The organism is Streptomyces sp. NPDC053432, from assembly GCF_055585365.1.
In genome coordinates, this window is the sequence record NZ_JBVJKF010000013.1 from 184,910 (window position 1) to 203,428 (window position 18,519).

General features: G+C 73.6%; 22 protein-coding genes. 10 read left to right on the forward strand and 12 right to left on the reverse strand.

Annotation, left to right across the window (positions count from 1 at the left end):
- Positions 1 to 7: 7 nt before the first annotated feature.
- From fabG to ACZ6Y1_RS22610, 3 genes are all read right to left on the reverse strand, one after another.
- Positions 8 to 769 (reverse strand): 3-oxoacyl-ACP reductase FabG, encoded by a 762-nt coding sequence (gene fabG, locus ACZ6Y1_RS22600; RefSeq protein ID WP_469632527.1) that lies wholly within the window; start codon positions 767 to 769, stop codon positions 8 to 10.
- Positions 770 to 978: 209 nt separating this feature from the next.
- Positions 979 to 1,362: a DUF3037 domain-containing protein gene (locus ACZ6Y1_RS22605; RefSeq protein WP_469632529.1), complete on the reverse strand. Its 384-nt coding sequence runs from the start codon at positions 1,360 to 1,362 to the stop codon at positions 979 to 981.
- Entirely contained in the window at positions 1,359 to 2,204 is an 846-nt protein-coding gene (locus ACZ6Y1_RS22610; protein ID WP_469632532.1) for a HipA family kinase, read from the reverse strand. The genes ACZ6Y1_RS22605 and ACZ6Y1_RS22610 overlap by 4 nt, the downstream gene beginning before the upstream one ends.
- A 148-nt stretch (positions 2,205 to 2,352) precedes the next feature.
- On the opposite strand from ACZ6Y1_RS22610, the gene ACZ6Y1_RS22615 reads away from it, so the two are divergent.
- The 3 genes from ACZ6Y1_RS22615 to ACZ6Y1_RS22625 all read left to right on the forward strand — a co-directional run bounded on the left by ACZ6Y1_RS22615 (position 2,353) and on the right by ACZ6Y1_RS22625 (position 4,163).
- Positions 2,353 to 3,042: a UdgX family uracil-DNA binding protein gene (locus tag ACZ6Y1_RS22615; protein WP_469632535.1), complete on the forward strand. Its 690-nt coding sequence runs from the start codon at positions 2,353 to 2,355 to the stop codon at positions 3,040 to 3,042.
- 103 nt (positions 3,043 to 3,145) lie between these two features.
- Positions 3,146 to 3,706 carry a type 1 glutamine amidotransferase domain-containing protein gene (locus ACZ6Y1_RS22620; RefSeq protein WP_469632632.1) on the forward strand — a complete coding sequence of 187 codons (561 nt, stop codon included), beginning with the start codon at positions 3,146 to 3,148 and terminating at the stop codon, positions 3,704 to 3,706.
- Positions 3,707 to 3,740: 34 nt separating this feature from the next.
- Positions 3,741 to 4,163, forward strand: coding sequence for a CBS domain-containing protein (locus ACZ6Y1_RS22625; RefSeq protein ID WP_469632537.1), 423 nt, complete (start codon positions 3,741 to 3,743; stop codon positions 4,161 to 4,163).
- Positions 4,164 to 4,178: 15 nt separating this feature from the next.
- Here ACZ6Y1_RS22625 and ACZ6Y1_RS22630 read toward each other — a convergent pair whose 3' ends face one another.
- Positions 4,179 to 4,796, reverse strand: coding sequence for a cysteine hydrolase family protein (locus tag ACZ6Y1_RS22630; protein WP_469632540.1), 618 nt, complete (start codon positions 4,794 to 4,796; stop codon positions 4,179 to 4,181).
- Between the two features lie 76 nt (positions 4,797 to 4,872).
- On the opposite strand from ACZ6Y1_RS22630, the gene ACZ6Y1_RS22635 reads away from it, so the two are divergent.
- Positions 4,873 to 5,346, forward strand: a complete 474-nt coding sequence (locus ACZ6Y1_RS22635) for a pyridoxamine 5'-phosphate oxidase family protein (protein WP_469632543.1) — start codon at positions 4,873 to 4,875, stop codon at positions 5,344 to 5,346.
- Between the two features lie 13 nt (positions 5,347 to 5,359).
- On the opposite strand, the gene ACZ6Y1_RS22640 is transcribed toward ACZ6Y1_RS22635, so the two are convergent.
- On the reverse strand, positions 5,360 to 6,262 hold the full coding sequence (locus tag ACZ6Y1_RS22640; protein ID WP_469632546.1) for a LysR substrate-binding domain-containing protein: 903 nt from the start codon (positions 6,260 to 6,262) through the stop codon (positions 5,360 to 5,362).
- 74 nt (positions 6,263 to 6,336) lie between these two features.
- Between ACZ6Y1_RS22640 and ACZ6Y1_RS22645 the strand changes: the two genes are divergently transcribed.
- A complete protein-coding gene (locus ACZ6Y1_RS22645; protein ID WP_469632550.1) occupies positions 6,337 to 7,323 on the forward strand; it encodes a DMT family transporter in 987 nt (328 codons plus the stop codon).
- Positions 7,324 to 7,368: 45 nt separating this feature from the next.
- On the opposite strand, the gene ACZ6Y1_RS22650 is transcribed toward ACZ6Y1_RS22645, so the two are convergent.
- Positions 7,369 to 8,706 (reverse strand): aminotransferase class I/II-fold pyridoxal phosphate-dependent enzyme, encoded by a 1,338-nt coding sequence (locus tag ACZ6Y1_RS22650; RefSeq protein WP_469632553.1) that lies wholly within the window; start codon positions 8,704 to 8,706, stop codon positions 7,369 to 7,371.
- A 37-nt stretch (positions 8,707 to 8,743) separates the two neighbouring features.
- Here ACZ6Y1_RS22650 and ACZ6Y1_RS22655 point away from each other — a divergent pair, with 37 nt between their 5' ends.
- Positions 8,744 to 9,442 (forward strand): pyridoxamine 5'-phosphate oxidase family protein, encoded by a 699-nt coding sequence (locus tag ACZ6Y1_RS22655; protein ID WP_469632556.1) that lies wholly within the window; start codon positions 8,744 to 8,746, stop codon positions 9,440 to 9,442.
- Here the strand turns inward: ACZ6Y1_RS22655 and ACZ6Y1_RS22660 are convergent.
- Both ACZ6Y1_RS22660 and ACZ6Y1_RS22665 read right to left on the reverse strand, forming a co-directional pair.
- Complete coding sequence (locus tag ACZ6Y1_RS22660; protein WP_469632558.1) at positions 9,424 to 10,407, reverse strand: DMT family transporter; 984 nt, start codon at positions 10,405 to 10,407, stop codon at positions 9,424 to 9,426. The genes ACZ6Y1_RS22655 and ACZ6Y1_RS22660 overlap by 19 nt on opposite strands.
- A 158-nt stretch (positions 10,408 to 10,565) precedes the next feature.
- Positions 10,566 to 11,531: an EamA family transporter gene (locus ACZ6Y1_RS22665; protein ID WP_469632561.1), complete on the reverse strand. Its 966-nt coding sequence runs from the start codon at positions 11,529 to 11,531 to the stop codon at positions 10,566 to 10,568.
- Positions 11,532 to 11,714: 183 nt separating this feature from the next.
- Here ACZ6Y1_RS22665 and ACZ6Y1_RS22670 point away from each other — a divergent pair, with 183 nt between their 5' ends.
- The gene (locus ACZ6Y1_RS22670; protein ID WP_376658176.1) at positions 11,715 to 12,143 is read left to right on the forward strand and encodes a type II toxin-antitoxin system Rv0910 family toxin; all 429 of its coding nucleotides are present in this window, start codon (positions 11,715 to 11,717) and stop codon (positions 12,141 to 12,143) included.
- A gap of 97 nt (positions 12,144 to 12,240) precedes the next feature.
- On the opposite strand, the gene ACZ6Y1_RS22675 is transcribed toward ACZ6Y1_RS22670, so the two are convergent.
- The gene (locus tag ACZ6Y1_RS22675) at positions 12,241 to 12,861 is read right to left on the reverse strand and encodes a PadR family transcriptional regulator (protein ID WP_384581930.1); all 621 of its coding nucleotides are present in this window, start codon (positions 12,859 to 12,861) and stop codon (positions 12,241 to 12,243) included.
- Between the two features lie 83 nt (positions 12,862 to 12,944).
- Between ACZ6Y1_RS22675 and ACZ6Y1_RS22680 the strand changes: the two genes are divergently transcribed.
- From ACZ6Y1_RS22680 to ACZ6Y1_RS22690, 3 genes are all read left to right on the forward strand, one after another.
- Complete coding sequence (locus ACZ6Y1_RS22680; protein ID WP_469632565.1) at positions 12,945 to 13,289, forward strand: hypothetical protein; 345 nt, start codon at positions 12,945 to 12,947, stop codon at positions 13,287 to 13,289.
- 29 nt (positions 13,290 to 13,318) lie between these two features.
- Positions 13,319 to 13,744 (forward strand): hypothetical protein, encoded by a 426-nt coding sequence (locus tag ACZ6Y1_RS22685; protein ID WP_469632568.1) that lies wholly within the window; start codon positions 13,319 to 13,321, stop codon positions 13,742 to 13,744.
- Positions 13,745 to 14,149: 405 nt separating this feature from the next.
- Positions 14,150 to 14,989 (forward strand): PhzF family phenazine biosynthesis protein, encoded by an 840-nt coding sequence (locus tag ACZ6Y1_RS22690; protein WP_469632571.1) that lies wholly within the window; start codon positions 14,150 to 14,152, stop codon positions 14,987 to 14,989.
- 68 nt (positions 14,990 to 15,057) lie between these two features.
- Here the strand turns inward: ACZ6Y1_RS22690 and ACZ6Y1_RS22695 are convergent, their stop codons facing one another.
- The 3 genes from ACZ6Y1_RS22695 to ACZ6Y1_RS22705 all read right to left on the reverse strand — a co-directional run bounded on the left by ACZ6Y1_RS22695 (position 15,058) and on the right by ACZ6Y1_RS22705 (position 18,319).
- Positions 15,058 to 15,768 (reverse strand): hypothetical protein, encoded by a 711-nt coding sequence (locus tag ACZ6Y1_RS22695; RefSeq protein ID WP_469632574.1) that lies wholly within the window; start codon positions 15,766 to 15,768, stop codon positions 15,058 to 15,060.
- 96 nt (positions 15,769 to 15,864) lie between these two features.
- On the reverse strand, positions 15,865 to 16,665 hold the full coding sequence (locus ACZ6Y1_RS22700; RefSeq protein WP_469632577.1) for a CPBP family intramembrane glutamic endopeptidase: 801 nt from the start codon (positions 16,663 to 16,665) through the stop codon (positions 15,865 to 15,867).
- Positions 16,666 to 16,804: 139 nt separating this feature from the next.
- Positions 16,805 to 18,319, reverse strand: a complete 1,515-nt coding sequence (locus tag ACZ6Y1_RS22705; protein WP_469632581.1) for a glutamate-cysteine ligase family protein — start codon at positions 18,317 to 18,319, stop codon at positions 16,805 to 16,807.
- Positions 18,320 to 18,519: the final 200 nt, after the last annotated feature.

Here is an 18,519-nt window from a genome sequence, read left to right on the forward strand (position 1 = left end):
GGACCGGTCAGTTGAGCGGGCCGCCGGCCACGTACAGGACCTGGCCGGACACGAAGCCGGCCGCCTCGCCGGTGAAGAAGGCGATGGCGTTGGCGATGTCGTCGGGGGTGCCGACGCGCTGGACGGGGATCTGGGTGGCGGCCGCGGCCTTGAAGTCCTCGAAGCCCATGCCGACGCGGGCAGCGGTCTGCGCGGTCATCTCGGTGGCGATGAAACCGGGGGCGACGGCGTTGGCGGTGACGCCGAACTTGCCGAGCTCGATGGCCAGGGTCTTGGTGAAGCCCTGCAGACCCGCCTTGGCCGCCGAGTAGTTGGCCTGGCCGCGGTTGCCGAGGGCCGAGCTGCTGGAGAGGTTGACGATGCGGCCGAACTTGGCGTCGACCATGTACTTCTGACAGGCCTTCGCCATCAGGAACGCACCGCGCAGGTGCACGTTCATGACCGTGTCCCAGTCGGACTCGGCCATCTTGAACAGCAGGTTGTCGCGCAGCACACCCGCGTTGTTGACCAGGACGGTCGGAGCGCCGAGCGTGCTCGCGACGCGCTCGACGGCCGCCTCCACCTGCGCGCCGTCCGAGACGTCGCAGCCGACGGCGAGGGCCTTGCCGCCGGCCGCCGTGATGGCCTCGACGGTGTCCTTGCAGGCGGCCTCGTCGAGGTCGAGTACGGCGACCGCCCGGCCCTCGGCGGCCAGGCGCACGGCGGTGGCGGCGCCGATGCCCCGGGCCGCCCCGGTCACGATCGCGACGCGCTGCTCGGTGGTGGACATACTGGATCTCCTCGCCCTTGAGAGACGGCCGCCCAGAGGTGAGCAACCGCTTAGTAGCTTCAGCTGAGGAGACGCTAGGATCCCTGGCACCCGGTGTCAACGGCAGCCCGCCGGGGGCGCGTCCAGCCCCCGCCGGCGTTCGGGGCGCGGGGGTCCGGGGGCCGAGCCCCCCCAGCGGCGCCGCACCCGAACAGCCGACGGGGCCCAGGTCAGCGGACCAGCAGGTCCAGCAGCCGCTCCACCTCGGCCGCGGGATCGGCCGTCAGGCCGGTGTGCACGGGCCCCGGCTGCACGACGGTGCTCCGCGGCGCGATCAGCCACCGGAACCGCCGCCCGGCGTCGTCACCGGCGGCCTGCCCCGCCGCGGTGCCGCCCGCGCACACCCCCTCCACCCCGCGCAGCGCTGCCCGCACCCCGGCCACATCGGCTCCGGGGTCCAGCGCGAGCAGCTTCGCCTCGTCGAGGTGGGTGCGCGCGGCGACGAATCCGTGCGCCCGGCAGTAGACGATCACGCCGGCGTTGAAACACTCACCCCGTTCCATCCGGGGCACCACACGCACCAGCGCGTACTCGAACACGTCCCTCTTGGTCACTCGTCGCCGCTCTTCTGCTTGTTCTTGTCCGACTGGGGAGGGAGGCGCTCGGCGAGCCAGCCGGGCGGACCGGACCGCTGCCTGACCTCCGCCTCCATCGAGATCCTCTCGTGGATCGTGGCCGCACGCGGCAGCAACGCCTCCACATAGGCGCGGCGCAGGTCGTCCGTGGAGCCGAAGCCGGGCTCGTCGACGAGCCATTCGTCGGGGACGTCGGCCGCGACCTCGGTGAGCAGCTCCTCGGTGACCAGCGGAGCGAGGACGGCGGCGGCGCCGGTGATGTCCGGGCCCACGGGGGCGAGGACGTGGTCGGAGGCGTTGTACGGCTTGGCGGCCGCGGCCGCGGCGGTGGGCCAGTTGTGCTGCCAGATCATGGTGGCGCCGTGGTCGATGAGCCACAGGTCTCCGTGCCACACCAGCATGTTGGGGTTGCGCCAGGACCGGTCTACGTTGTTGATCAGGGCGTCGAACCAGACCACGCGCCCCGCCTCGACCGGGTCGACCTGGTACGCGAGCGGGTCGAAGCCGATCGATCCGGGCAGGTAGTCCATGCCGAGGTTGAGGCCGCCGCTGGCCTTGAGCAGTTCCTGGACCTCCTGGTCGGGCTCGCCGAGCCCGATGACGGGGTCGAGCTGCATCTGCACCAGCCGCGGCACCCGCAGGCCCAGCCGCTGGGCGAGCCGCCCGCAGATGACCTCGGCCACCAGGGTCTTGCGGCCCTGGCCGGCGCCGGTGAACTTCATGACGTAGGTACCGAGGTCGTCGGCCTCGACGATTCCCGGGAGCGAGCCGCCCTCACGCAGTGGCGTGACGTAGCGGGTCGCTGTCACTTCGGTAAGCATCACCCCAGGGTAGGCGGCGTGATCGTCACGCCCCACCGCAATTGCGGGGGCGGACCGGGCGTGGGCCCGGCGGGCCGTTTCGGGCGGGGATCGCGGGGAAGGCGCCTGCCGTCCTGGCAGCCGGTCCGCGTACGGAGGTGGTGGGGCGATGGTGACGAAGGCGGACCCGGGCACCGCCGCGGCCGACGGGCAGGGGTACGACGCCCGGCCCTATCTGCCGTCACGGGGAGGCCTGGCCGGTCTGCGGCGGGCGGCGGCCGGGTGCCGGGGGTGCCCGCTGTTCCGGGACGCGACGCAGACGGTCTTCGGCGCGGGCCCCGCCCGCGCGCGGCTGATGCTGGTCGGGGAGCAGCCCGGGGACCAGGAGGACGTGCGGGGGGAACCGTTCGTCGGCCCGGCGGGGCAGCTGCTGCGCAGGGCGCTCGACGAGGCCGGACTCGGGGGCGAGGACGTGTACCTGACCAATGTGGTCAAGCACTTCAAGTTCACTCCCGCCCCGCGCGGCAAGCGCCGCATCCACAAGGCCCCGAGCCTGCGGGAGATGACCGCCTGCCGGCCCTGGCTGGTGGAGGAACTCCGGCTCGTCGACCCCGAGCTGCTGGTGCTGCTGGGCGGTACCGCGGGACGGGCGCTGCTCGGGTCCTCGTTCCGGGTGGGCGAGCGGCGCGGCGTCCTGCTGCCGATGCCCGCCTTGGACGACGGCGGGCCCGAGGGCCGGGCCGCGGGGCAGTTGCTGGCGACGGTCCATCCCTCGGCGGTCCTTCGGGCGGACGACCGGGAGGCCGCCTTCTCGGGGCTGGTGGCGGACCTCTCCGTGGCCGCCACCGTGCTGGAGTGATCACACGGGGCCTGCCGCGGACGCACCCGCCCGCATGCCGGCGCCCAGCCCGGGTAGGCCACGGAGTGTCCGCGAAACCGATCCGGTGGAGGAAGTGAGCGACGTGCGCATCGCGTTCCTGACCGCGCCCGAGGGCGTGGAGGAGATCGAACTGACGGCACCCTGGAAGGCGGTCGAGGACAAGGGCTGGGTCGCCCAGCTGGTCTCGACGGAGCCCGGCCGGGTGCAGGCGTTCCGCCACTTCGACAAGGGCGGCACCCATCCCGTCGACCACGTGCTGGCCGGTGACACCTCGGACGCCTTCGATGCGCTCGTGCTGCCCGGTGGAGTCGCCAACCCCGACGCCCTGCGGATGAACGAACGGGCGGTCGGATTCACGCGCAGCTTCTTCGAGGCGGGCAAGCCGGTCGCGGCGATCTGCCACGCGCCCTGGACCCTCGTGGAAGCCGATGTCGTACGGGGCCGGACGCTGACCTCGTGGCCGAGCCTGGCGACCGACATCCGCAACGCGGGCGGCACCTGGGTGGACGAAGAGGTCCAGGTCTGCCACGCGGCCCCCGCGACGCTGGTCACCAGCCGCAAGCCGGGAGACCTGGACGCCTTCTGCGCGGCCTTCGTGAGGGAGTTCGCCGACGCCCGGCCCTCCCCGGCCTCGCGCGCCTGACCCGGGCCGGACGCTGCCCGCAGTGGGAGGAACCATGACCCGACGAGTCCACGAGGTGATGACCCGGAAGCCGGTGACCGTCGAGAAGCTGACCTCGCTGGCGGAGGCGGCCCGGGTGATGCGGGACGCGGACATCGGCGACGTGCTGGTCGTCGACGAGGGCCGGCTGTGCGGCATCGTGACCGACCGGGACCTCGTGATACGCGCGGTGGCCGAGAACCGCGACCCCGCCGACACGACGGTGCACGCCATCTGCAGCGCCGACCCGGTCACCGTCCTTCCCGGCGAGGACGTCGGCGAGGCGCTCCGCCTCATGCGACGGCACGCCCTGAGGCGTCTGCCCGTACAGACCGAGGACGGTGAGCTCGTCGGCGTGGTCACGCTGGGCGACCTCGAGGTCGAGCGGGATCCGGCGTCCGCCCTCGCGGCCATCGCCTCAGCCGAGCCCGGCGCCTGAGCCCGGGGCCGACGCCTACGAGGTCGGCTCGGCCCACTGGGCGAGGAGGGCTTCGGTCGTGGTGATGACCGCCACGAGCGCCAGGGAGTTGCGGATCACCTCCTCCGTGCAGCAGGCGGGCACCCCGGCGATCGCGTCGGACGGGACGACCACCCGGTAGCCGAGGTTCACGGCGTCGAAGACGGTGTTGGGAATGGCGATGTTGGAGGAGACCCCGGTGACGACGAGGGTGCGGACGCCGAGGTTGCGCAGCAGTGCGTCGAGGTCGGTTCCGGCCATCGGGGAGAGTCCGTGGAGCCGTCGGACCACCAGGTCCTGATCGGCCACGGTGATGGGGGCCGCGACGTCCACGGCCGCGCTCCCCGTCAGCTGACGGACGGGCAGCTTCCCGGCCGCCCGGAACAGGCGGGCGTTGGTGTTCGCCCCGCGCCCGTCCGGCCGCCGCTCCGCCACGGCGTGCAGCACCTGCGCGCCGGCCGCGCGCGCGGCGTCGGCCAGTGCGGCCACCCGCTCCAGCATCCCGGAGTCCCTGGCCGCCTTGGCGAGTTCGGGCAGCGCGCTCTCCTCACCGACCACCCCGTTCTGGCATTCGACGGTGAGCAGCGCGGTGGTGGCGGGATCGAGTTCCTGCATGGCTCCCCCTGGCGTGACGGCCCGACAGCCCGCATGATTCCTGACACGTAGTCAGATGTGAAGGGGTGCGGGACGGATGGACGAGGCACGCGCGGCAACGGCACAGCGGCGGGGGCGCCGCATCATGATGAGCGACGCGGAGGTGGACGCCTTCCTGCGCGAGCAGCGCACCTGCCGGGTGGCCACCGTCTCCCCGGACGGCCGCCCGCACGTGGGCGCCCTGTGGTTCGCCTGGGACGGCACGTCGCTGTGGCTGTACTCGATCACGCGCAGCCGGCGCTGGTCCGACCTGCGCAAGGACCCGCGGATCTCGGTGGTCGTGGACGCGGGAGAGGCGTACGACGAACTGCGGGGGGTGGAGCTGTCCGGCACCGCCGTCTTCGTGGGCGAGGCCCCGCGCACCGGCGAACCCTGCCCGGAACTGGCGGAGGCCGAGCGGATCTTTCCGGCCAAGAACTTCGGCCTCGACGAGATGCCGCACGACGGCCGGCACGCCTGGATACGGCTCACCCCGGAGTCGGTCGTCTCCTGGGACTTCCGCAAACTGTAGGCCTCCGGCGCTGCTACCGGATCCCGGCGGCCACCTCTCCCAGGGCCTCCACCGCGGCCCGGATGGAGGGCCGCCGGTCGGCGTCCGCACGCCAGACCGCGTAGACGTGGCGGCGGACGGAGTCGCAGACCGGCAGCAGCCGGACCCCCGGCGGCACCGGACCGCGGCCCAGCCTGGGCGCGACGCACACGCCGAGTCCGGCCTCGACGAAGGCGAGCTGGGTGTGGTGTTCCTCGGCGATGTGCGCGATGCGCGGCTCGATCCCGGTACCGCGCAGGGTGAAGACGAGCCACTCGTGGCAGAACTGGCCCTCGTTCCAGGAGATCCAGTCGTCCTCGGCGAATTCGGCCAGGGAGATCTTGTCCCGGCCGGCGAGCCGGTGCCCCACCGGGACGGCGATGTCGACCGAGTCGTCGAGCAGGTGGGCCCGGGTCAGCTCGGCGGGCACCGGCATGCGCTTGTTGTGCCAGTCGATGGCGAGGGCCAGGTCGAGGTCCCCGCGCACGACCGCGGCCATGCTCTCCTCCGGCTCCTGTTCGCGCACCCGGACCCGCAGCTCCGGATGGTCCGCGCGCAGGGCGGACAGTGCCTGGGGCAGCAGACCGCGCATGGCGGTCGGGAAGGCGCCGATCCGCAACTCGCCGACCGCGCAGCCCCGCTGGGCCTCGACATCGGCCTGGGCGAGCTCCACCTGGGAGATGATCCGCGCCGCGTGGTCGGCGAGCAGCCGCCCGGCGTCGGTGAGCCGGACCCCGCGGCCGTTCCTGGCCAGCAGCGGCTGGCCGATCTCGCGCTCCAGCTTGGCCATCTGCTGGGAGACGGCGGAGGTGGTGACATGGAGCCCGTCGGCCGCGCCGCTGACCGAGCCGTGGCGGGCGAGGGCGTCGAGGGTGCGCAGGCGCTCCAGGTTCAACATGTAAGCGATGCTACGCCGTCGCCCCCACGAAGTCTCGCTTGTCCTACGAAGTTGAGGCGCGCACAGTAAGGGGCATGAGCGCACCCACAGCACCGCGGTCAGCCCTCCCCTCCGCCACCGCCACCGCCACCGCCCACGCCTCCGCCACGGCCACCACCGCCGCCCGCCGGGTCCGGCTGCTCGACTGGCGGGTCCGCTTCGCGATCCTGTCGGTCATCTGGGGATTCAGCTTCCTCCTGATCAAGGTGGGCACGGAGGCCTACGCCCCCTTCCAGGTGGCACTGGGCCGGGTCCTGTTCGGGGCGCTCGCCCTCCTGGCGGTGCTGCTGGTACGCCGCGAGCCGCTCCCCCGCGGGCTGCGCACCTGGGGTCACCTCGCCGTGGCGGCGCTCCTGCTCAACACGGCCCCGTTCTCGCTGTTCGCGTACTCGGAACTGAGCATCCCGTCGAGCCTGGCCGGCATCTGCAACGCCACCTCCCCGCTGTGGGGCATGGCCCTGTCGCTGGTCGCGCTGTCGGAGGACCGCCCGACCCGGCGCCGATTCGCGGGGCTCGGCCTGGGCTTCCTGGGCGTGCTCACGGTCCTCGGCGCCTGGCAGGGCTTCGCGGGCGTCGACGCCAGGGGCACCACGTTCGCCCTGCTGGCCTCGCTCTGCTACCCCATCGGCTGGATCTACGTCCGCCGCACCCTGGCCGGCACCCCGGGCTCCCCGGTCGCCATGACGGGCGGCCAGCTGCTGCTGTCCACCCTCCAGCTCGCCCTGGTCAGCTCCCTGTTCACCAGCGCCCCGGCGTCCTTCCCGCTCTGGCCGACCCTGTCGGTGATCGCCCTGGGTGCCCTCGGGACCGGTATGGCCCTGCAGATGCAGTACGGCCTGGTGACGGAGGTCGGCCCGACCACCGCACAGATGGTCACGTACTTCATCCCTGTCGTGGCGACCGCGGCGGGCGTCCTGGTACTCGGCGAACAGCTCCACTGGAACACCCCGGTGGGCGCCGCCGTCATCCTGGCGGGCGCCGCCCTCACCCAGACCCGCCCCGGCCCCCGCCGGCCCGCCTGACGCTTGCTGGTACCGTCCGGCGATCATCACTCAGCCCGGCGGGGGTCAGACCGAGCGGCCGCCGCCCGGCGGGTGTACCGCGGCGGCGACGGCGTCGGCCAGGGCCGGGATCTCGGCCGGCACGAGCGTCGAGACCGTCAGGCGGATCCCCGGACCCGACTCCACCCGGTACCGGGAGCCCGGCGCCACCGCCCACCCCGCGGCCAGCAGCCCCACCACCACCGCCGTCTCGCCGACCCCGGCCAGCGGCACCCACACGTTCAGCCCGCTCGGCCCGTGGGCCCGCACCCCCCGCTCCCGCAGCGCCGCGATCACCGCGTTCCGCCGCTCGCCGTAGGCGCGGGACACCGCCGCGCGGTCCACCGCCCCCGAGGTCCACAGGTCCACCACCGCGTACTGGAGCAGCCGGCTCACCCAGCCCGGGCCCAGCCGCTGCCGGCCGCGCACCCGGTCCAGCGTCACCGCGTCCCCGGTGAGCACCGCCAGCCGCAGGTCCGGCCCGTACGCCTTGGCCGCGGACCGGGTCAGCGCCCAGTGCCGGGTCACCCCGCCCAGCGAATGGAGCGGCAGGTCCGCGATCCCGTGGCCGTGGTCGTCGTCGATCGCCAGCACCTGCGGGTACCCCGCCAGCAGCGCCCGCAGCTCCTCCGCGCGCGCCGCGCTCAGCGCAGCCCCGGTCGGGTTCTGCGCCCGCGGGGTGACCACCAGGGCCCGCGCCCCGCCCGCCAGCGCCCGTGCCACCGCGTCGACCCGGGGGCCGTCGTCGTCCAGGGCCACCGGCAGCACCCGCAGCCCGAGCGCCGCGACCAGGTCGAGCATGCTCCCCCACCCGGGGTCCTCGACCGCCACCGCGTCCCCCGGCCGCAGATGCGCGGCCAGGACCCGCTCGATCCCGTCCAGCGCGCCCGAGGTCACCGCCACCGGCCCCGCGGGAACCCCGTCCGCGTCGAGGTCCGCGCGGGCGAGCCGCGCGAGTTCCGGCACCAGCGGGTCGTCCCCGTAGAGGGTCGGCTCCTGCGCGTACCGCCGGGCTGCGGCGGCCAGGGCCCCGTCCAGGGTGGGGAGCAGCGACAGGTCCGGGTTGCCCGAGGCGAGGTCCCGTACGCCCGGCGGCACCGCCATAGGGGCGGCGTCGCGGGGCGCGCTGGAGGGGCGGGCCCGTACGCGGCTGCCGCGCCGCCCGTCGGTCTCGATGACCCCGCGCTCGCGCAGCGTGCGGTACGCGGCCGCGACGGTGTTCGGGTTCACCCCCAGCTCACCCGCCAGCTCCCGCATCGGCGGCAACAGCGATCCGGGCGGGAGCGCCCCCGAGCCCACGCCCGCTTCGACACTGGCCGCGATATCCGATGCGCGGCGCCCTTCGATCCGATAATCTCCTAGCACAAAGCCAATTATGCACTAGTACGAAGGAGGGCGCACGATGACCGCGACCCCCGCGACGAAGTCGGAGACCAGGGCGGAGCCGGAGGCGGGGTACGGGCCCACCGGCCGCACCACCCCCACCCGTTACCGGGACCGCGCGCGCTACGACCGCGAGACGGTGCACGCGATACTCGACCAGGCCTACCTCTGCCACCTCGGGTTCGTCCGCGACGGCGCCCCCGTCGTGCTGCCGACGCTCTTCGCCCGCGTCGGCGAGGTCCTGTACATGCACGGCTCCACCGGCTCGCGCCCGCTGCTCGCGGCCGGCAAGCCCGACCCGGGTCTCGCCGTCTGCGTGACCGTGACCCACGTGGACGGCCTGGTGCTGGCCCGCGCGGCCATGCACCACTCGCTCAACTACCGCTCGGTCGTGGCCCACGGCATCGCCTACCAGGTCACCGACGAGGCGGAACGCCGCCTCGCCCTGGACGCCCTCGTCGACCAGGTCGTGCCGGGCCGCGCCGCCGACTCGCGGCCCGGCAGCCCGAAGGAGCTCGCCGCCACGGCGGTGATCCGCCTGGAGCTCGACGAGGTGTCCGCGAAGGTCCGCGACAGCGGCCCGAACGACGACGCCGAGGACCTGGACCTGCCCCACTGGGCGGGCACGGTCCCCGTCGCACCGGCGTACGGAGTCCCCGTTCCCGCCGCGGACCTGGCCCCCGGCATCGCCGTCCCGGACTACATCACGGCGCTCTGAGGACGCTCCCGCACGGCTGCGGACCCGGCGGCCGCCGGACCCTGCCCGGCCGCCAGCCGGCGCGTCTCGGCCACGATCAGCGCCCCCACCGCCGTCAGGAGCAGTACGGTCCCCAGCACCACGGCGCCGGTCAGCCGCTCCCCCAGCACCAGGACGGCGATGGCCGCCGCGCTCACCGGCTCGATCAGCATGATCACGGACACGGTGGCGGCCCGGACCGCGGCGGCGCCGGTGAAGTAGAGGACGTACGCGAGCGCCGTCGGCACGAGGGCGACGTACACCAGCAGCCCGAGCACCCGCCCCGGTTCGGCGGTGTGCGGCAGCAGCCCCTCCGCCCAGGCGAGCGGCAGCAGGGCGACCGCGCCCACCGCGACCGACCAGGCGGTGGTCACCAGGGGATCCCCGCCCGCCCCGCGCTGCCCGAGCCGCCGGGCCCGCAGGGTCATGGCCGCGTAACCGGCGGCGGACAGCAGCGCCCAGCCGACGCCGAGGGGCCGCACCTCGCCGCCCCCGCTGCCGAGCACCAGGACGGCCAGCCCGGCCAGCGCCCCGCCGACGGCCGCCGGCCCGCCGCGGCCGAGGCGCTCGCCCATCCAGTACCGGGCACCGATCGCGATGAGTACGGGTCCGGCGCCGAGGGTGACGACGGTGCCGACCGCGAGGCCGGTCTCGCGGACCGCGGCGAAATAGGCTGCCTGGAAGAGCGTGAACAGCAGGCCGGTCCCGATCAGCGAGGCCTTCGACGGCCGCGCCCGCCCGTCGTCCGCCCGGCGGCGCCCGCGTACGGCGAGCACCCCGAGCAGCACCACGAGCCCGCCCGCGCACCGCCAGAAGGACAGGGCGAGCGGGCCGAGGTCACTGGCCAGGAAGAGGAGGGAGGCGGCCGCCCCGGCGGTGCCCCAGGCGGCTCCGGCGATGACGAGGTACAGCAGACTGCGCCCGGCGGCGGGCGAATGGTTCGACACGTGGTTCTCCGCGCATGCGTGAAGGATGAGGAAGGCAGGTCATCTCTTCGCGGGCAGCGCTCACAGGCCCGGGGACCCCGGGCGCTCGGATTCGTGGAGGTGCGGCCCGCGCCTAGGCGGCGGGCGGCGACAGCACGGTCGAATACATGCGCCTCACCCTAGGCCGTCGTGGTCTCGCGGTCCAGCAGCACCACATCGGGCTCGGCCGGCACCTCCGGCGGCGCCGGCCGGGAGGACTGCGCGATGAACGCACCGCCCAGTACCAGCCCGCCGCCGACGATCTGCCAGGTGGACAGGTGCTCGCCGAGCAGGATCCAGGCCAGCACGGTGGCGACGACGGCCTCCAGGAAGGCCACGACGCCCGCGATCTGCGGCGAGAGCCTGCGCACCGAGACGACGCCGGTCAGGTACGCGAAGACGGTCGCGATCAGCACCACCCAGCCGAGCAGCACCCCTGCGGGCACCATGACGTCGCCGAGGGCCGCCTCGCCGCCGAGCACATGCCAGTCGATCTCCCACGGCCGGGCGATCACGGTCATGACGAGGGCGCCGACGACCAGGCCGTACGCGGTCACGCCGAGCGGGTCCGGGGCGTCCTCCCCGTCGGAACCCTGGTCGGCGAAGACGAAGTAGGAGGCCTGGCACAGTGCCGCGCAGAGGCCGAAGACCACGCCGAGCAGGTCGAGCCGCAGCCCGGCCCAGATCTCCACGACACAGGCCAGCCCCACGACGGCCACGGCCGCCCCGGCGGCGGCACCCCGCGTCACGGGCTTGCGCTGGACGAAACGTATGTAGCCGAGCAGCAGCGCCGGGCCCAGGTACTCGAGCAGCAGGGCCACGCCGACCGGGATACGGGAGAGCGAGGCGAAGTAGAAGGCCTGTACGCCCGCGACGGCGACCAGCCCGAAGCCCGCGAGCAGCGCGGGCTCGCGCCGGACGAGACCGCGGTGGCGCCAGGCCAGCGGGGACAGCACCAGCGCCGCCCCGGCCACCCTGAGCCAGACCATCTGGAGAGGGTCCAGACCCGCTTCGATCAGCGGCTTCGCCGCCACTCCGGAACCACCGAACGCAACCGCCGAGACGAGGGCGAGGCCCAGTCCGGCGTTCTTCCCTGACGCTTGCATCGGGCCATCATGACAGGGCCGGTCAGGACCGTCACGAGCATGACACCTGTTGAGACGCAGTCGACACCCCGGCCCCTGTTCCGGCCTCCCGCTCCGCCGATTTCTGACAGGTCGTCAGTATTGAATGTTCCGCCCGCCGGGGCTACGTTCCGCCGCACGTACCCGACGAGAAGGGGTGGTCGCATGGCTGAAGTCACCGCGGAATCACGCATCGAGGCGTCCGCCGCGAAGGTCTGGTCCCAGCTGACGGACTGGGACGCGTACGGCCAGTGGAGCATGACCCACACGAACTTCCCGAAGGGCGGGCCCGAGACCCTCGCGGTCGGATCCACCTTCGCCGAGAACATGAAGATGATGGGCTTCCCGGCCGAGGTCGTCTGGACCGTCTCCGAGCTGGAGGACGAGCGGGTCTTCGCCATCACCGGCAAGGGGCCGATGGGCGTGGCCGTGCTCACCCGGTACACGCTGACCCCGGACGGCGGGGCCACCACCGTCCGCATCGACGGCGAGTTCACGGGCGCCGCGGTGTCCCTGATGGCCGGCAAGCTCAAGGACTCGGCGACCGCCGCGCTGAACGAATCCCTGCGCAAGCTGGCCGGCCTGGTCGTCTGACCGCCGCCCGGACGACGGAGCGCCCCGCGAGAGGACTCGCGGGGCGCTCCGTTCGTGCGCCGGGCCGGGGCCGGACCCGGGCCGGGGCCCGGCCGGATCAGTGTTCGTCGGCCAGGATCAGGTAGAGCTTCTTGCGGGCGTCGTTGATGACGGCGAGGGCCTTCTCCCGCTGTTCGGGCGAGCCGGTCTTGAAGACCTGCCCGAAGGCCTCCATCAGGCCGAATCCGGCCGTCCGGATCTCCTGCATCGCCTCGAAGTCGAAGCCCCGGCCGGCGTCCGCCCAGGGGGCGTCGGGGCCGGCCTCGGCCTCGGTACGGCCGGCGTCGGTGAGCGTGAACAGCTTCTTGCCGCCCTCGCTCTCACTGACGATCAGGCCCTCGTCCTCCAGCAGCTGCAGGGTCGGGTAGACCGAGCCGGGGCTGGGCTTCCACGCCCCGCCGCTGCGCTCGCCGATCTCCTGGATCATCTCGTAGCCGTGCATCGGCCGGTCGGCGAGCAGCGCCAGGATCGAGGCGCGCACGTCTCCGCGCCGAGCCCTGCCGCGCGGCCCGCCGCGACCGCCGCGTCCGCCGAAGGGTCCGCCGCCGAAGGGAGGCCCGAACGGGCCGAAGGCGGCGCGCAGCCCCCTGAACTCCTCCCGACGATCGGGCCCGCAGTGGCCGTGGCCCCGTCCGTGCTCGTGTCCGTGCCCGTGTTCGTGCTGTCCACGTGAACGCATGACTGCGCTCCTTCCGTCACTTCGTAGTGGTTCGTTCCGGTTCATCGGTTCCCCGATGTCTCCACTATCGATGACCGATCGCGATGCGTCAACGATATATCGGAAACACTTCGGAGAACCGGCACCTGGAGCGGAATCGCACCGGACGCCGAGGTGAGCCGTACGGCCGGTGGTACGGCGGCGCCGTCGCGCTGCTCATCAATACGCTCATCGCGCTGGGCCTGGGCTTCCTGCACCGCCCGCTGTTCACCGCGCCGGCCACCGCGCCGGCCATGACGGCCTCGGACCGCGCGGGCCTCCGCACCCGCGTCCCCGCCCCGTACTGGGCGGCGCCGATAGCCCTCCTGCTCGCGGCCGGATACGCCGTACCGCTCTCACTGCCGGCCGGCAACTCGTACGCGGCCACGCTCGGCTGGATCGCGGCCTGACGGTGGCGGTGCCGGCGCGGAGGCGGCGGGTGCCGGGGCGCCGGGTGCGGAGCCGGGCGGGGGCGCCGATCGCGGTCGCGGTGCTCGCCACCCTGTGCATCGGAGCGGACGTCCCCTCGTACGAACCCCCCGTGCTCGCACGCGCCGACTGCACCGGGGAGTGGGCGGGCGACCACGTCCGTCTCGAACTCGGCCCGCATGGCGAGGCGGTGGCGTACGGCCTGCCGGTCCACGACGGGTTCGACGTCGTGAACCATTGCTCGGGCCGCGGGACGTGGCAGCCCGAGGATGCGTCGCAGCACGACCGTGCGGGCGTCACCCTCGCCATCCCCGGCTGCGAGGCGGCGGAGCTGAACCGGCGGGTGGTGGGCACGGCCGAACACCCCGAACCGTTCGCACTCATGGGCGACCCGGACGCCGGTCAGGTGGCGGTCCCGCGCAAGCGGACCGGATGACGTCCCCCACCGATCGCGCCCGCCGCTCCGGCACGCCCGGGAGGCCCTGCGCCGCCCGCGCCAAGGCGGCGCCTGCTCGCAGGGCCGGAGGAAGCCGGCACAGGCCGACCACGCCGGCACCGTCCCCGCAGACCGCAGCCTGCGCGCCCCGCGGACCGCAGGCTGGAGGCGCCGCCCCGGGACACGGCCCAGGCGCCACGCCCCGGCAGACCACGAACTGCGGCCCGCCGGCCGCGGAACCACAACCCTCGGCCACTGGCCGCAGGACGCAGGCCGCAGGACGTGGAGGGAAGGGAGAAGAGGTGAGGGGAGGAACGGCGCCCCGCCACCGGCCGCGGTGACACCAGGCCAGACACCCCGTATTGGCCTTTGTCGGTGATCAAGGATCCGTCCTACCGTCGGGGCATGCGCATCCGAATCGTCGACGCCTTCACCGACCGCCCCTTCCACGGGAACCCCGCCGGGGTCCTGATCCTCGACGGCGACCGCGGGTTCCCGCCGGACGCCTGGCTCCAGCAGGTGGCCTCCGAGGTGAACCTCTCCGAGACCGCCTTCGCCCATCCCCTCCCGCCCGGCGGCGACGCCGACTGGGCGCTGCGCTGGTTCACCCCGGCCGCCGAGGTCGACATGTGCGGGCACGCCACGCTCGCCACGGCGCACGTACTGGCCACGAGCGGGCTCGCCAAGGGGCTGGTCCGCTTCACCGCCCGCTGCGGCATCCTCACCGCCGAGGCCGCCGAGGACGGCGCCATCACCCTGGACTTCCCGACGTCCTCCCTCACCCCCGCCCCGGCGCCGACCGCCGTCGACCACGCGCTCGGCGGCGCGCCGATCCTCTCCGTGCACGACACCGCGTCGCACATCGGCGACCTGCTGATCGAGCTCGCCGACGAGCAGACCGTGCGCGAGCTGGAGCCCGACCACGCCGCCCTGCGGGCCTTCGCCAAGCGCGGGGTGATCGTCACCGCACCCGCCGAGGACCCCTCCCGCGGGTACGACTTCGTCTCGCGGGGCTTCTTCCCCGCCTTCGGGATCGACGAGGACCCGGTCACTGGCAGCGCCCACACCGCGCTCGCCCCGTTCTGGGCACAGCGCCTGGGCCGGGACGAGCTGACCGGCCTCCAGGGCGGCGCCCGCCAGGGGTTGGTCAAGGTCACGCTGGCCGGAGACCGCACCCTGCTCACCGGGCACGCGGTCACCGTCCTCGACGGGGAGCTCCTGGCGGCCCCGCCCACGGCGGAATGACGACGGGCGCTCCGACACGGGCCGGGCCCCGCCCGGCCCCACCCCGCCCCGGCCCCACCCCGCCCCGGTCAGTCCTTCGAGCGTGCCTTCGCCTTCGCCTTAGCCGCCGCCTTCGCCTCCGCCTTCGCGCGCGCCGCTCTCCGCCGCTCGTCCTCGTACGCCGTCCAGGCGGCCGAGTCGATCCGCTTGCGGTAGACCTGCGCCGGCTCCGCCGCGCCCAGGTGCACCGTCCAGACCCACAGGATGGCGGACACGACGAAGCAGACGCCCGCCACCCCCAGGTAGGAGGCGATCTCCTCGGACTCGGAGACGTCCTCCTGGTGTGCGAAGCCGGGCACGCCGGTGACGAGCGCGTTCACCCACCACGCGAGCGCCCCGTTGAACAGGAGGAGGGAGATCCAGTAGACGACCCTCATGCTTTTCGCCGGGCCGCTCAGTTCCCCCAGCAGCAGGAGCCTCCGCAGCGAGACCGGCCCCGTCCGGTGGCGGCCCCCCGTGTCCTCCTTGGCCCGCCGCACCGAGGCGTAGCACTCGTCGAGCCACTGCCCCGGCTCCGGGTCCGGCGCCGGGGCGTCGGTCGGCGCCAGCTCCTTGGCCTGGATCCAGCCGTTGAGGAACTGGATCTCCAGCTGGGCCTTCTCCAGCCGCCTGCGGTAGTGGTGGTCGCTGCTGCGCGCCTCACGGCGGTCGCGGATGAGGAGGCTGATCCCGCCCACCAGGCCGGTGACCACCGGCACGAAGAACGGCGCGAACGGCACCAGGGAGTCCAGAACAGCCACCGCGCGCGCCTCCTCGCTCCCCCTCCAGCGTCGCACCGCTGCCGCGCCCGCCCCCGCCCGGCTGGGCCGATCGGGTGGCCCGCACCGGGCCGGGGGTCAGGGCGTCGGCAGCCAGCCCACCTTGCCCGCGAGGAGCGCGTAGCCGCCGAAGGCCACGATGTCGAGCAGCGCGTGCGCGACGACGAGCGGGCCCACCCGCCCCCAGCGGCGGTAGGCGAGCACGAAGACGACGCCCATGACCATGTTGCCGATGAAGCCGCCGATGCCCTGGTAGAGGTGGTACGAGCCGCGCAGCACCGAGCTGGCGAGCAGCGCGGCCATCGGCGACCAGCCCAGCTGGCCGAGTCTGCGCAGCAGGTAGGCCAGCACGATGACCTCCTCCACCACGGCGTTCTGCACCGCGGAGAGGATGAGCACGGGGAACTTCCACCACACGTCCGGCAGCGCCTCCGGCACCACCGTGAGGTTGGCCCCGCTCGCGCGGGCGGCCAGGTAGAAGGCCAGCCCCGCGCCGCCGATCCCGGCCGCGACGAGCGCGCCCCGGCCCAGGTCCCACCAGGGCCGGGTCCGGTCGAAGCCGAGCACCCGCAGGCCGGGCGCGCCCTCGCGCGTCAGGAAGTGGGCCACGAGCAGGACGGGGACCAGGGCGGTCGCGATCCCGAAGAGCTGCCAGGCCAGGTCCAGCCAGGGCCGTCCCGGGGCGTGCGAGGCGTTGAGCGTGGCCGCCTGGTCCTTGAGCCCGCCCGGCTTGGTGAGCGAGCCGATGAAGCTGATCAGCGAGGAGAAGGCGCTCGCGCCCAGGGACAGCGCGAGGACGAGCAGTGTCTCCGTCCGCAGCAGGCCGCGCCGCCCCTCCCCGCTGAGTTCCACGTCCACCGGCTCCGGCTCCACCCGCACGCCCGACTCCCGTCCCTGCCGCCCTGCCGCCCTGTTCCGACCACCCCATACTGCCTCCTCGGCGGCGGAACGGGATCACGCGATCAACGGGACCCAGCGGGCGCCGCGGCCGGTCGGGCGTTCGGTCAGGCGGGACCGGTCAGGCGGGACCGGCGCCTCCCAACCCCACGGGCCAGGTGTGCACGGGGTCGCCCTTGTGCATCAGCTCGCTGTAGCGCCGGGTGGTCGCGGCCAGTGCCTCGTCCCGCTCCAGCCCGCCGGCGAGGGCCTGGTGGTAGGTGTCGACCTGCCAGGTCGCCCCGTTCACCCGCCGCCGGCAGCGCTCCTCGATGATGCCGAGGTAGTGGTCCCGGTCGGCGGGTTCGATGCCCCAGGCGTCCAGTCCGGCCGCCGCCATCGGCAGCAACTCGTCCAGCACCAGCCGCACCGCCGGTACGCTCGCCAGTCCCCCGGCCCGGCCCCGGCGGGGCCACCGCACGCGCGCCTCGATCCCGTACCGGCAGGCCGCGTCGAAGTTGGCCTCCGCCTCGGCGAAGGGCAGCCTGGTCCACACCGGGCGCGGTTCGTCCGCGAGGGTGCGTACGAGTCCGTAGTAGAAGGCGGCGTTGGCGACGACGTCGGCGACGGTGGGCCCGGCCGGCAGCACCCGGTTCTCCACGCGCAGGTGCGGCACCCCGTCCGCGACCCCGTACACGGGCCGGTTCCAGCGGTAGACCGTTCCGTTGTGCAGGACGAGTTCCTGCAGCCGCGGCACCCCGCCCTCGTCCAGCACCCGCAGCGGCTCCTCCTCGTCGCAGATCGGCAGCAGGGAGGGGTAGTAGCGGACGTTCTCGGCGAAGAGCTCGTACGCCGAGTCCACCCACCGCTCCCCGAACCAGGTGCGCGGTCGCACCCCCTGCGCCTGGAGCTCGGGCGGCCGGGTGTCGGTGGCCTGCGTGAACAGCGGCGGCCGCGACTCCCGCCACAGCTCCCGCCCGAACAGGAAGGGCGAGTTCGCGCCCACCGCGATCTGGACGGCCGTGACCGCCTGCGCGGCGTTCCACACGTCCGAGAACCGGGCCGGCGTCACCTGGAGGTGCAGCTGTACGGAGGTGCAGGCGGCCTCCGGCACGATCGAGCCGGAGGTCCAGGTCAGCCTCTCGACGCCCTCTATGTCGAGGGTGAAGTCCTCGCCGCGCATCATCAGGATCTGCTCGTTGAGCAGCGAGTACCGGTCCACCGCCGACAGGTTGGCGGCGACCAGGTCGCCGCGCGAGATCGTGGGCAGAATTCCGATCATCACCACCCCGGCGTCGATCTCCGCGGCCTGCCGGTGGGCATAGCCCAGCCCAGCGCTGAGTTCCTCGGCGAGCCGGTCGAATACACGTCCGCCGAGCCGGTGCGGGAGTACGTTCACCTCCAGGTTGAACATTCCCAGCTCGGTCTGGAAATCCGTGCTCGCAATCCGCTCCAGCACCTCCGCATTCACCATTCTCGGCAACCCGTCGGCACCGGCGAGATTCAGCTCGATCTCCAGTCCCATCATGTTCTTGGGGCGATCGAACCTCCCCTCCGCCAGAAGTCGCTCCAGTCCCTCGAGACACTCGTGGAGCTTCCTTCGATACCTCTGCCGATCGGACAGGTCGAATCCGCCCGCCACGACCTTCTCCCCCATCGAAGTGTCCCTCCTCGACTGGCCCTGGCGCTGGGCACCCAGGCGCGCGTGTACGGTCGATGATGCCCCGGCAGCGTGATCCATAACGCCCGGGGGGCGTGCACTGCGCGGAGCGCGCGCCGGTTTGGCCGAAGGGCGCTCCGGCACATTCACCTGGCAAGCCGACTTGTGCAAATTCCGCCTCGCCTTTGCCCGTTCCG